General features: G+C 36.1%; 12 protein-coding genes, 1 tRNA gene and 1 pseudogene. 11 read left to right on the forward strand and 3 right to left on the reverse strand.

Annotation, left to right across the window (positions count from 1 at the left end; translation table 11 throughout):
* The first annotated feature begins 432 nt into the window (after positions 1-432).
* The 5 genes from V2145_RS21450 (at position 433) to V2145_RS08795 (ending at position 4,305) form a co-directional block, all read left to right on the forward strand.
* Complete coding sequence (locus V2145_RS21450; RefSeq protein ID WP_430487462.1) at positions 433-597, forward strand: DedA family protein; 165 nt, start codon at positions 433-435, stop codon at positions 595-597.
* 62 nt (positions 598-659) lie between these two features.
* Positions 660-1,220 (forward strand): GNAT family N-acetyltransferase, encoded by a 561-nt coding sequence (locus V2145_RS08780; protein ID WP_330987573.1) that lies wholly within the window; start codon positions 660-662, stop codon positions 1,218-1,220.
* Positions 1,221-1,434: 214 nt separating this feature from the next.
* Positions 1,435-1,713 carry a hypothetical protein gene (locus V2145_RS08785; protein WP_330987574.1) on the forward strand — a complete coding sequence of 93 codons (279 nt, stop codon included), beginning with the start codon at positions 1,435-1,437 and terminating at the stop codon, positions 1,711-1,713.
* Positions 1,714-2,712: 999 nt separating this feature from the next.
* Positions 2,713-3,111: a DoxX family protein gene (locus V2145_RS08790; RefSeq protein ID WP_094912951.1), complete on the forward strand. Its 399-nt coding sequence runs from the start codon at positions 2,713-2,715 to the stop codon at positions 3,109-3,111.
* Positions 3,112-3,366: 255 nt separating this feature from the next.
* Positions 3,367-4,305, forward strand: coding sequence for a ring-cleaving dioxygenase (locus tag V2145_RS08795; protein ID WP_330987575.1), 939 nt, complete (start codon positions 3,367-3,369; stop codon positions 4,303-4,305).
* Between the two features lie 113 nt (positions 4,306-4,418).
* On the opposite strand, the gene V2145_RS08800 is transcribed toward V2145_RS08795, so the two are convergent.
* A tRNA-Ala gene (locus V2145_RS08800) sits at positions 4,419-4,490 on the reverse strand.
* Between the two features lie 221 nt (positions 4,491-4,711).
* Between V2145_RS08800 and V2145_RS08805 the strand changes: the two genes are divergently transcribed.
* From V2145_RS08805 to V2145_RS08820, 4 genes are all read left to right on the forward strand, one after another.
* Entirely contained in the window at positions 4,712-6,100 is a 1,389-nt protein-coding gene (locus V2145_RS08805; RefSeq protein ID WP_119543743.1) for a PepSY-associated TM helix domain-containing protein, read from the forward strand.
* A gap of 102 nt (positions 6,101-6,202) precedes the next feature.
* Entirely contained in the window at positions 6,203-7,345 is a 1,143-nt protein-coding gene (gene solA, locus V2145_RS08810) for an N-methyl-L-tryptophan oxidase (protein WP_330987576.1), read from the forward strand.
* Positions 7,345-8,214, forward strand: coding sequence for a PhzF family phenazine biosynthesis protein (locus V2145_RS08815; RefSeq protein ID WP_311858076.1), 870 nt, complete (start codon positions 7,345-7,347; stop codon positions 8,212-8,214). Before solA ends, V2145_RS08815 begins: the two co-directional genes overlap by 1 nt.
* A 622-nt stretch (positions 8,215-8,836) precedes the next feature.
* Positions 8,837-9,406, forward strand: coding sequence for a dihydrofolate reductase family protein (locus tag V2145_RS08820; protein WP_311858078.1), 570 nt, complete (start codon positions 8,837-8,839; stop codon positions 9,404-9,406).
* A gap of 218 nt (positions 9,407-9,624) precedes the next feature.
* On the opposite strand, the gene V2145_RS08825 is transcribed toward V2145_RS08820, so the two are convergent.
* Together V2145_RS08825 and V2145_RS08830 are read right to left on the reverse strand one after the other, a co-directional pair.
* Positions 9,625-9,822, reverse strand: coding sequence for a hypothetical protein (locus V2145_RS08825; RefSeq protein WP_131887663.1), 198 nt, complete (start codon positions 9,820-9,822; stop codon positions 9,625-9,627).
* 384 nt (positions 9,823-10,206) lie between these two features.
* Positions 10,207-10,357, reverse strand: a pseudogene (locus V2145_RS08830) (IS4 family transposase); the annotation flags it as partial.
* A gap of 360 nt (positions 10,358-10,717) precedes the next feature.
* Here V2145_RS08830 and V2145_RS08835 point away from each other — a divergent pair.
* Both V2145_RS08835 and V2145_RS08840 read left to right on the forward strand, forming a co-directional pair.
* Positions 10,718-11,515: a phosphotransferase gene (locus tag V2145_RS08835; RefSeq protein ID WP_311858081.1), complete on the forward strand. Its 798-nt coding sequence runs from the start codon at positions 10,718-10,720 to the stop codon at positions 11,513-11,515.
* A gap of 220 nt (positions 11,516-11,735) precedes the next feature.
* Complete coding sequence (locus tag V2145_RS08840; RefSeq protein ID WP_094912959.1) at positions 11,736-12,512, forward strand: SDR family NAD(P)-dependent oxidoreductase; 777 nt, start codon at positions 11,736-11,738, stop codon at positions 12,510-12,512.
* Positions 12,513-12,619 lie beyond the last annotated feature (107 nt).

Below are 12,619 nucleotides of genomic sequence, written 5' to 3' on the forward strand. Positions count from 1 at the left end.
CTTACGCCTTGTAAGCTCGCTTGTGCTATGCCGTTTTCAAACAAAAAGCAGGAACAGCTATTCTTTTGATTAGGTTTGGTTGAGCTTTTGATGTATTTAATGGTGAGACATATTAAATTCCTTCACTTTAAGAAAATAAAGGGAGTTGAGGAAAAAGTTCATGGCTTTCATTGATCAGCTAGTTGAAAATTAGGGGTACGTTGCAATCTTTATTGTGCTTGCTCTTGGATTATTTGGTATACCGATTCCCAATGAAGAGTTGATATTACTAGTTGGATATTTGATGAAAATCGGCATATTACATTATAGTTTGTCCCTTCTGGCGGTTTTTAGTGGCTTACTCATCGACATGTTGGTGAGTTACGAGCTAGAGAAAGAGTCGGTCGTCCATTACTAGGTTGGTTTGGGAAATAGTTTAGATTATCAGGTATATTGAGTGGTAAGGCAGAGAACTGGGTTAAAAAATACGGAGACCTAGCCATCATTGCGAACTACTTTTTACCTGGTATGCGACACCTTATGGGATATTTTTGTGGCATTTTGCACTTGCCTTTAAAAACATACACGCTGTATACAGGGACAAGTGATTTCCTATAGAGTTTACTCTTCTTAACAGTCGGTTGAATTTTTTAATTAAAGATAGAAAGGGTTTTTTATAAATGACAACACACGAACACATTACGTTAGTACCTGTATCCCAGGACGAGCTAGCAACATTTAAAAAAGAATTACAAGAAGCGTTTATGAAAGGGTTACAAGATAGTTTTCAAGAAGCGGAAAATCCAACAGAAATGGGACCAATCCCAGCCGATGAGGACTTCGAGCATTCGCTTACTGCCAAAGATTCGGTCGTGCGTCAACTGATACACAACGGTGAAAGAATCGGCGGAGTTGTTTTAAAAATTAATGAGGAAACGCAGCGAAATGAAGTGGATTTCCTCTATACATTAGCTTCTGCACACGGTAAAGGTCTTGGTACAAAGGCGTGGCAGGCAATCGAAGCAGCATTCCCAGAAACGAAAGTGTGGGAACTACACACACCGTATTTTGAAAAGCGTAATATTCATTTTTACGTCAATAAATGTGGCTTTAAAATTGTGGAGTTTTATAACCATAATAATCCAGGACCAAATGTCGAAGGGAAAGAGCCAGAATCAGATGAAGAGTATGAATTTTTACGTTTTGAAAAGATCATGCTGAAAGAGAGTTGTGAATTGTAATGAAAGGAAAAGTGTCACAGCTCTGGACACTGATGAATCGCAGTCAAATTGCGAAGAATCAATTAGTCTTTTTATTTTTCATTTAGACGTAAAGGCTCAAGTTTTATACGAGTTTTTGAGGAAAGGAACAAGCAACCGTAATATAGAGCGGATATTAGATGGTTGGTAAGTATAGGTGGTAATTAAATTTTACGGATTTGACGGGGATAGTAAGGTGAAATACCCGAACTTAACGTTAAAAAAGACTAAAGAGAGCTTAATAAAAGTAAATATTGAAGAGCATCATTTAGCACTAAGTGAAGAAAAAGTGCCTTCATTTAACTTTACTTTAACGGAAAGTGAGGGAAAAGACGTATTCCGCACAATTAAAGCACACCAAGGTCAATATAAGCTACCTAAAGTATTTCTATATAACTATCAATCTAAATGTGCTATGTGTAATATTACTGACCCAAAATTGCTTATAACAAGCCATAGCCTTCAGCTACTTTAAAATTATAAAAGGAGTTGTGAAATTCGCCTTCTTATTACGTTATGGTTTAATTTTAACGGTGGCTAAACTATTATTGTGTTTATGCATTGGGTACCTTTCAAACTGTTTTAACGCCGTAGCTTATACAAGAAGTTACGGCTCTTTTTTTGTCTAAACTGTGAGCCTTTTACCGTGTTATCTCCTATAGAATATGAATGTAAAACGGGAGCATAAAACTGCCCTGTTATTTGTTGAGTAATTACAACTTATTTGAAGGGCTAAAACGGCTATGTTGCAAGCTAATATCTTCTACGCTAAATTGCAAGTATCTACGTAACGTTGCCGTACTGCTACGCTCAACTATTTTCATTAAAGACATTATGTCTCAAGGTGTAGTATTAATTCCATGAAAAAACGTTTTAAACCTTTCAGTTTATCGTTAATGGCTAACAAAGTTTTAAGTCACGAAATAACCAACTAAAACGTTTATTTCTTTAGCTTTATGAGCAGCGACATTTAAACGAAATAGTTTTAGGGTGTCTATCTATAACTTACGATCAATATTACCTTTAATTAAGGAAAGCTGTTCTATTCTACATACTTCAAGAATTTCGTAACGTCCGTTTTTTGGCAATATACAGGGAGCATAAAAGGAAATATAAGCAATAAAAAGCGGGGAATCATAGCTTCATTAAGGTATTCTCATCATAAATAAAAATTTATATTGACAATGAAATGACGTTCGTTTTATAATTATCTCGAATTAAAGATATTTTAATTAAAGATAAATTTAATTAAAATTAGAAGTAGAAAGTGATGATATTGAATAAAAGTTTAGCAGAAACCGTTTTTAACCCTTCAGAAAGCTTCTAAATTTAAAATCAAAAAGTTATTGAAGATTTAATTATAGCTTTTAGTGATGAAGAAGAAATCTCTCATTAGGATTTTGGGGAAATACAGTATTGCTAACTATAATCATCAAAGTTAATAAAAATTATAAAAAAATAGGAGGAATTAAAAATGATTAGTATTGGTTTATTATTAATTCGTTTAGTAATTGGATTGTCATTTATGGCCCATGGAGCTCAGAAATTATTCGGATGGTTTGGTGGTCATGGATTAAAAGGAACAGGAGGGTGGTTTGAGTCCATTGGAATGAAACCAGGTGTTAGAATGGCCTTAATAGCTGGGTTATCAGAACTTGTAGGTGGTGCTTTATTTGCTGTAGGCTTTCTTACACCTCTTGCGGCTCTTATGATTGCGGGAACAATGTTAATAGCTATTATTAAGGTACATGGTCCAAACGGCTACTGGTCAACACAAAATGGTTATGAATATAACCTTACATTATTAGTTGTTGCTATTAGTATTGCTATAATCGGTCCAGGATACTACGCAATCGACGCCCTTATTTTCTAAAAGGAAACATGGTCAAGTAAAGAATAATTTATTAAAAGTAGTTAGATACGTATACTTTGTTACTCTAGAAGTTAAACATATGAATTTTTGGATAATATCTCGAATTCGAGATATTATCAGTTTAATCATTTGAGTTTGTTAAAGGGATATCTTTTATATAGCGTACCTAGGTAATTTTGGTTAGATTGAATATTCCATTGCTTTATGAAGGACAATTAAAATAATTATTAAAATATGGTAAGGGAGAGATGAAGAATGACAAAAAAAACTACAGGAATCCATCATATTACAGCGATTGTAGGTCATCCACAGGAAAATGTTGATTTTTATGCTGGTGTACTAGGTTTACGCTTAGTCAAACAAACAGTCAATTTTGATGATCCAGGTACGTATCATCTTTACTTTGGTGATGAAGCTGGAAAGCCAGGAACCATTATTACCTTTTTCCCGTGGGCAGGAGCACGCCAAGGAGTAATAGGTGATGGTCAAGTAGGTGTAACTTCATACGTAGTGCCAAAGGGCGCCATGGATTTTTGGGAACAGAGATTATCAAAATTTAATATTCCGATAACAAAGATGGAACGATTCGGAGAACAATATTTAGAATTTGACGATCCTCATGGTTTACATTTAGAAATTGTTGAAAGAGAAGCTGGTGAAAAAAACACGTGGCAATTCGGTGAGGTTACACCTGAAGTAGCGATTAAAGGCTTTGGGGGAGCAACATTATTATCTGCTCGTCCTGAAGAAACAGCCAAGTTATTAGAAGATGTTATGGGTCTTGAAAAAGTAGGTGAGGAAGGAGATTTCATTCGTTTTCAATCATCTGCTGATATCGGAAATATCATTGATTTAAAGCTAACGCCAATCGGTCGTGGACAAATGGGCGTTGGAACCGTTCACCATATTGCATGGCGTGCTGAAAACGATGAGGACCAGTTAGAGTGGCAAAAACACGTAGCTAGTAATGGATATGGAGTCACAGCTGTTCGAGATCGAAACTATTTTAATGCTATTTACTTTAAAGAACATGGCGAAATTCTATTTGAAATTGCAACAGATCCACCAGGCTTTGCACATGATGAGTCACACGAAACAATGGGAGAAAAATTGATGCTGCCTAAGCAGTATGAAACTCATCGAGCTCAGCTTGAAAGAGAATTGCTTCCTTTTGAAGTGAGAGAACTAGACTAAATTCGAGTCTGAGTGCTTATTTTGCTTTCAATTCATCAATCTAATCTATTTCAATTAAGAAAAAAATGATAAGAAAAGAGAGGTCTTTCTATAGAAAGACCTCTCTTTTCTTATGGAGCGTAGGGGATTCGAACCCCTGACCCCTTCGCTGCCAGCGAAGTATTCTCCCGCTGAACTAACGCCCCGATATGTATGTTCTCTTTTATTTTATAAATCTCTATAACGTCTGTCAATTCGTTTTTCGTATATTTTCGAAATAAAGCAACAATTTTTTTAGGTTTCATTTTTTCCACACATTTATTTAGTATAACTAAAGGTGAATAAGTAATGATATCAATATTGTAAGCGTTAACTTATTGCGTTCATTACTTAATTTGTATAGATCTGATACTAGGGGGAGCATTGGGTGGAAGCAGTTAAATTAACACCAAAACCAAAAAGACAAAGAGAGGTACACAAAAAGAAAACCTCAGCCGCTATTTATCAAACAGTGTGGAGGTGGCATTTTTATGCAGGACTTATTTTTGCACCATTTTTAATCATATTAGCGTTTAGCGGTGCGGTGTATTTATTTAAGCCACAAATTGAGTCAGTTCTTTATCACGACCTGTATTACGTAGAAGAAAAAGGAGATATACTATCTTCAACAAAACAGATAGATGAGGTCCAAAAAGCGTATCCAGAAGCAGCTATTACTTCAATAAAATATTATGATGATCCACTTCGTACAGCTGAGATTGGGATTATGACAAATGGAGAGATGTCTTCAGCATTTATAAATCCGTACACTGGAGAAGTAGCTGGAACTCTCTCAGATGACGAGAAATTCACGACTATTTTCAAAAAGATTCATAGTGAATTGCTCATTGGCGGAACGCTTGCCAATCGACTTGTAGAGCTAGCTGCCTGCTGGGCTGTTATTCTATTAATTACGGGTCTGTACATATGGTGGCCACGAAATAAAGCGTCGATATGGGGAACAGTTTTGCCAAGGTTTAACCGAAAAGGAAGAATATTTTGGCGAGATATGCACGCTGTTCCTGCATTTTGGCTATCCTTATTTATGTTAATTTTAATTCTAACAGGACTTCCTTGGTCAGGAGTGATGGGAGAGCAAATTAATCGACTTGCTACGTATTCAAACACGGGCTACCCACCATTTGCACATAGCTTTGGTGAAAAGCCTGAATCAATTGTTAAAACAAAAGACGTAGCAGAGGATATACCGTGGGCTGCAGAAAACATTCCAGTTCCCAATTCATCTGTTACTGGCTACGTGCCGCTTTCTCTTGAGAAAGTGACTGATATAGCACAAGCTGAAAAAATTCAAAAGCCATATACAATTTCAATGCCTCAAGGTGAAAAAGGTGTTTATACCATTTCAACATCTCATACTAAGCCCGGCGATAATGCAACTCTTCACGTTGATCAATATTCAGGTGCTATTTTAAGCGATGTTCGCTTTGATGATTACGGTATTATGGGAAAAGGAATTACAATGGGAGTTGCGCTTCATGAAGGAAGGCTATTTGGCGTAGCAAATCAAATTCTTGGCCTCATTACGTGTCTTGGATTAATTGGTTTAATTGTTAGTTCGTATGTTATGTGGCGTAAGCGAAAACCTCAAGAAAGTTCCGGAGCACCACCTAAATCAAAGGACTCCAAAGTGACAAGAGTTGTTTTCTTTATCATGCTTGGACTCGGGATCGTCATGCCACTTGTTGGAATTTCAATCATTGCGGTATATTTGTTGGATAGGTTTGTATTTTCAAAGATACCCTCTGTTCAAAATTAAGTGCGTAACTTTTCGCTGCTTGCCTTGTTTCATGGCAAGCAGTTTTATTATACGTAATAACCTTCAAATATGTTAAAATAGTAAAAATATTCACTAAGTAAATTGGAGGCTATTATGAAATACGACGTAATTGTAGTTGGAGCCGGCTCGATGGGAATGGCAGCCGGTTATTTTTTAGCAAAAAAAGGGCAAAGAGTTTTACTTATTGATGCCTTTGATCCACCCCATACGAGCGGAAGCCATCACGGCGAGACGCGCATTATTCGCTATGCATACGGAGAAGGAGAAGAGTACGTACCGCTTGCACTCCGAGCAAAAGAGCTGTGGGAAGAGCTAGAAAAAGAAAGCGGACAATCGTTCTTTTTAAAAACGGGAGTACTGAGCGTAGGAGAAGAGACCTCATCGTTTATTCAAACAGTCATTGCAAGTGCAAAAACGTATAACCTACCACTTGAAGTGTTAAACGCAGTTGAAATACATACGAGATTTCCTGGAATCACTGTTCCGGATTCGTTCATTGGCTGTTTTGAACCAACCTCAGGCGTTTTAAAATGTGAAGATGCTATTCGCACTTACAAAGAGTTTGCGTTAAAATACGGAGCTGAGCTGTTAACGAATCATCCTGTGAAAGATATCAAAGTAGCAGAAGATAGCGTAAAGGTGCATACAGGTGACAACGTATATGAAGGTAAACGTTTGGTTCTTTCTGCCGGAGCCTGGTCCAAAGAGCTGTTAGCTAAGCTAGGACTCAATCTTCCTGCAACACCTATCCGCAAGACCTTTGCGTGGTTTGAAGCAGGTGAAAAATTTTACGGAGAAGGGAAATTCCCTGCGTTTTCATTTGATACAAAAAGTGGGATGTACTATGGGTTTCCAAGCATTGACGGAGCTGGTTTGAAACTAGGCCGTCATGATGGCATTCAGCAAGCCCAAAATCCAAATGAAGAGGTGGCGCCTTTTAACGATGGAGATCGTGCAGAACTGGAAAACTTATTTCGTAGCTATATGCCGCAAGTAGGAAAGCTGAAGTTCGGCAAAACGTGTATGTACACGATGACACCAGATGAAAACTTTATTATTGATACGCACCCATTGTATAAAAACGTTGTGTTCGCAGCAGGTTTTTCAGGGCACGGATTTAAATTCAGCAGCGCTGTTGGTGAAGTAATAAGTGATCTTTTGACTACAGGTAAAACACCGTATGACTTATCATTATTCTCAGCAAGTAGATGGGAGGTAGAATAATGAAATTTTCAATTGTAGACGTATTTTCACAAGGAAAGTATACGGGAAACCAGCTAGCTGTTTTTAAAGAAGCAGGACATTTATCAACAGAAGAGATGCAAAAAATTGCCAAGGAAATTAATTTCTCTGAAACAACGTTTATTCTATCAAATGAGCCTACTGAAAAAGGGTATCCTGTCCGTATTTTCACACCTAATGAAGAAGTTCCTTTTGCAGGCCATCCAACGTTAGGTACGGCATTTGTTATTCAGCAAGATTATTTAAATGGTGAAGAAAAAGATATCTTGCTTCACTTTAAAGCGGGAACCATTCCTGTTACATATAACGCAAAAGGAAAGCTATTCTGGATGAAGCAAAACCAACCTACTTTTGGGAAGGTATTAGATTCGAAGGTCGCTGCAGATGTACTCGGCTTAGCAGTCGAGGAAATTGATCATCGTTTTCCAGTTCAGGACGTATCAACAGGACTTCCTGCCATTATCGTTCCACTCGTTTCGTTAGAAGCAGTGAGAAAAGCAAAGGTCAACCTGTTAAAATATAATCAGCTTATTCAAACAACAGAAGGGAAGACGCTGTTCGTATTCTCAAAGGAAACCTATGACTCTATGCATGATATTAATGCGCGAGATTTTGCCCATTACTATGGAATTCCTGAAGATGCCGCTACAGGAAGTTCTAACGGCTGTTTAGCTTCTTATCTTGTTCATCATAATTATTTTAATAAACATTCAATATCAGTAAAAGTCGAACAGGGTTACGAGATTGGTAGACCATCACTTCTTCATTTAAATGCTTCGCAAACAAGTGATGGAATTGATGTGTATGTAGGAGGACAGGTTGAGAAGATTGCTGAAGGGAAATGGGGATAATTTTTTTCCTTTATAAATAGTAATCATACTGGTTCTTTCTACAGAAGCTTGGTCCAAAGATCTGTTAGTTCAGCTAGAACTTCATCTTCCTGAAACACCAATCTGCAAGACGTTTGCTTGGTTTAAAGCAGGTGAAAAATTATCAGCCCTCTATTATTTTATTAACTGTAAGTAAGTGGTTACTGTACAGCGCTATTTTTCATAATTTAGTTGAAATAACGAAAGAATACAGCAATCTATTTTTTTCTTTCCCTAAGAAGCTTTTTTCTATCATCATCGTTTCTATACTCCATCCAGGATGTTTTGTCTTGAAGCAATTGTCTATTATTACTAGCTAATTTTAAATCACTGCTATGACAGTATTTCATATTTAGTGATTACATTAATTATGTAAAAGATACTTAATCATGACAATATATGTCGTAATTAAGTATTATACTAGGTGTCTGTGTAGGAATAAAAATTACTTATGCAATAATTAATGGACATAAAAGTCTAATTTTATGATGATAATATTTACTATTACTTTTTCTCCTATTTTGTGTCTGTTAATAATTACTGTAATATTTGGTTACATTACTACACATATCGTATATTCATTAGATAAAAGAGAGGAAAAATTATGTCCCAAAACACAGCACAAAGAAAGATAATTTTAGATTTAGCAGTAACTTTAGATGGATTTATTGAGGGGAAGAATGGGGAAGTTGATTGGTGTATCATGGATTCTGAGATGGATTTTATTAATTTCTTAAACCAAATTGATACTATTTTATATGGTAGAAAAAGTTACGTGGAGTGGGGGGAATATACTCCGAAAACAGGGGGATCTGATAGTGACAAGGAAATGTGGAATATCATTCATAGTAAAGAAAAGTATGTATTTTCCAAAACGCTAAAAGGGACAGAAAATAAAGCAGTATTTATAAATGATAATATTTTAGAAGAAGTAAATAAATTAAAGAATAAGCCTGGTAAAGACATTTGGCTATATGGCGGAGCAAACCTTATAACAACTTTTATTAATTTAGAGCTTATTGATGAATTCAGATTATCCGTTCATCCTCTTATTTTGGGAGAAGGAAAACCAATGTTTATCGACATAAATCAGCGACTTAATTTAAAAATGGTTGATACAAGAATGTTCTCCTCTGGCGTTGTGCAACTAATCTATCGTTTGAATAAAAAGTAATATATTGCATGTTACACGCTAAACCATTATGAAATGATTAATAGTAATTTTTACTTCTTCCATAATGAGGCTCAATTTTGAGATAAGGCTTATATTATTAGGGGATCCTGACGACAAAATGCAGATGTTATACGGTAATACATTTTCTGGAATATAATACCCTAATCTTTCTCCTTAGCAGAGAAAGATTAGGGTATTACCTTTTACTGACGTTTCAACTACTCTTCAAATGTCATCACTTCAAAATCTTCTTCTGTATCTAGTCGAATTGGAGTTATTAGTTCAATTGAGTTACCATCTGGAGCATCAAAATAGATTGCAGCATGCGCTTGAAGATTGTTAGGTAATACAAGTGGCTGGCGATGTTCATCAAAGCCAAAAGAAGTGCGAATGGCAATCCTTTTTCGTTTAGCCATTCTTTCGCATGTAAAATATCCTCCCTAGCAATTATTTTATTCCTAGAATTTTAATTATGTTGACAAAAACTAAATGTTATATACAGCCTAAAGGAGAAAAATCTTACTGCTCCTGCACAGTGGGGTTCCCCTGTTTAAAATAGACAATTTGGTGTGGTGCCTCACGGTGTCTTGCGTAGTGTGCTCATCATGTTTGTTGTTATTCCTAATAGAAAGGTTAGATATAATAAAATTAATAGACAGAATATTTAAATAAAATACTTTTATTTGTAATCGCTTTCATTTATAATGAAATTAGGTTGGATAGCACGCGTGGCTGTCATTGTATGTGGCGTAGGCGGGGCCAGTACAAGATAAAAATAACTCATTATACAACATACTTCATACACAAAGGGCAATAAGTTCGTTGGCTTGGTACTTACTAGATCGCTGCACAAAGCCAACTTGTTTCAATGTCGTGTAGCACTACTGGAGATAGAAACCGTTGTAATTCTCGTGAGAATAGGTGTAATTCTTCAGAAAGCAAGAAATCAATAAAAAAACGTCATCCTTTTCGAGTATTTTATTGAAAGAATAATTAAAAAACTACGAGGAATTTCCTTTATTTAGTTCATGATCTTTGGTACTATATAATGTAGAGATGTAAAGAAAGGGGAATCTATACTACCTATGTGGATTAACTTGTAATGATTATGTAATTGGATAGAGACAGCTGCGGTCCTTAATTCTTAAGGATGCGTTTATTTGTCTATCTAAAAATCATTCAAGGGACTCATGGTGTGGACAATTACATTCCCATTGCCAAACAGATACCTTTGTATATCTGTTTTTATTTATGGGCAAAAATACATCTCTATTGACACAATTATAGCGTCCCTAAGTAGGGGGAATTTTAATGAAGAATCAGTACGAAAACGAAGAAATGCTAACAGGAGGGAATGTCTCAAACGTATATCGTTCAGGAGATACCGTACGCCGGGACTTAAAGCCTGATAGTGTTAAAATTCATAAATTATTAAAACATTTGGAGAAAAAAGATTTCCGTTATACGCCAAAGTTTCTAGGTATTGATGAAAAAGGCAGAGAGATCTTGTCATTTATTGAAGGAGAAGCTGGAAACTACCCGTTAAAAAAATATATGTGGTCGGATGAGGCTTTAAAAGAGATCGCAACCATGGTCCGTCTGTATCATGATGCGGTGAGTGACTTTCCAATGGAAGAACGTTGGCAACCCATTGATAACACTCCGCAGCCATTCGAGGTAATATGCCATAACGATTTTGCCATCTATAACATTATTTTTAACCATGAAAAACCAGTAGGTGTGATTGACTTTGATTTGGCTGGTCCTGGTCCAAGACTTTGGGATATCGCCTATACGCTTTACACGTGCGTTCCTTTAAGTAGGTTGTATCATACGGAAGCAGGCGAAGCCATTTATTACGATTCATCAAAGGATGCTGAGCGAATCAAACAAAGGGTTAGATTGTTTTTTGATTCCTATGGTATAGAGGGTATAGAAAAAGGATTTTTAGATATGGTATTGCTACGAGTAGAAGCATTATGTAAAACCATGCAAAGGAAAGCCAAAGAAGGCGATATGGCTTTTCAAAAAATGATTGACGAAGGACATTATGAGCATTATCAAGAGGAACTTCGGTTCATTCGCGAACACGGAAGAGAGTGGATGTAAGAGAAAATTCTTGGTGAACTAACTATGGAGTTTAGCTTAATAAGTGAAATTAAAAAGTCGATTCCTTAGCAAGAATCGACTTTTTAGGTTGTAGTTCGCTTTCATTAGGTTGATGGCGATGTGACGCTACCCCTTAAAGTAGTATTTCACTAAAGGGTATTCAAAAATTTAATAGAATTAATCTATTTGGATCTCATTGAATGCAAAAGGGGAGAAATATATGTTTGAAGAAAAGGTAGGGATCATTACAGGGGGGACTTCGGGGATCGGTTTAGCTACAGCCGAATTATTAGCAAAAGAGGGCATGCGTGTCGTCCTAGCCTCTCGAAGTGCTGAAAGAGGAGAAGAAGCCCTTTCTATAATAAAAAAGTGGTCACCTAATTCTATTTTTATTAAAACTGATGTTACGATTAGTGAGGATGTCAAGAATCTTGTTAGTCAAACATATTCTACATTTGGTAAGATAGATATTGGCTTTAATAATGCAGCTAATACAGAGGCTTCATCTGCTGCTACCCATCAGTTTAAGGAAGAAGACTTTGATCATTTAATTAATGTTACCTTAAAGAGTGTATGGCTTTGTATGAAGTATCAGCTACAAGTAATGACAAAGCAAAATAATGGTGCCATCGTGAATACATCCTCAATGGATGCTCTCTTATGTTCGGCAGGAACTGGCGTTTATGCTGCTGGAAAAAGTGGTGTTATTGCATTAACGAAATCAGTTGCTCAAGAATATGGCCATCAAAATATAAGAATTAATTCTCTTTGTCCAGGTGCATTTCGTACATCTATGCTAGAAGAAAAATTTTCAACTTTGTCTCCAAAAGAAAAGGTAAAACTAGATGAATCATATAAAAGCTTAAATGCCTTAGGGAGAATTGGTGATCCATACGAAGCAGCAAAAGCAGTGAAATGGTTACTTTCTGATGATGCATCTTTTGTTACGGGTCAAAACATTATTGTAGATGGTGGAATTGGGTTTAAATTTACATAATCTTGTAGAACTAACAATCCAGCTTATTACTACTGATAATCTGGATTATGTTAACTAGAATTGAACCCTTTATACATATAAAATATATGTATCTAAGCATTTTGAAA

It is taken from the genome of Priestia sp. GS2 (assembly GCF_036409025.1).
Lineage (GTDB): Bacteria > Bacillota > Bacilli > Bacillales > Bacillaceae_H > Priestia > Priestia aryabhattai_A.

Excerpts from the sequence above, each read along its gene's own strand:
- V2145_RS08825 (WP_131887663.1), bottom strand. The coding sequence starts at position 9,822 with ATGGCTAAACGAAAAAGGATTGCCATTCGCACTTCTTTTGGCTTTGAT.
- V2145_RS08835 (WP_311858081.1), top strand. The coding sequence starts at position 10,718 with ATGAAGAATCAGTACGAAAACGAAGAAATGCTAACAGGAGGGAATGTC.
- V2145_RS08840 (WP_094912959.1), top strand. The coding sequence starts at position 11,736 with ATGTTTGAAGAAAAGGTAGGGATCATTACAGGGGGGACTTCGGGGATC.
- V2145_RS08795 (WP_330987575.1), top strand. The coding sequence starts at position 3,367 with ATGACAAAAAAAACTACAGGAATCCATCATATTACAGCGATTGTAGGT.
- V2145_RS08780 (WP_330987573.1), top strand. The coding sequence starts at position 660 with ATGACAACACACGAACACATTACGTTAGTACCTGTATCCCAGGACGAG.
- V2145_RS08815 (WP_311858076.1), top strand. The coding sequence starts at position 7,345 with ATGAAATTTTCAATTGTAGACGTATTTTCACAAGGAAAGTATACGGGA.
- V2145_RS08820 (WP_311858078.1), top strand. The coding sequence starts at position 8,837 with ATGTCCCAAAACACAGCACAAAGAAAGATAATTTTAGATTTAGCAGTA.
- V2145_RS08790 (WP_094912951.1), top strand. The coding sequence starts at position 2,713 with ATGATTAGTATTGGTTTATTATTAATTCGTTTAGTAATTGGATTGTCA.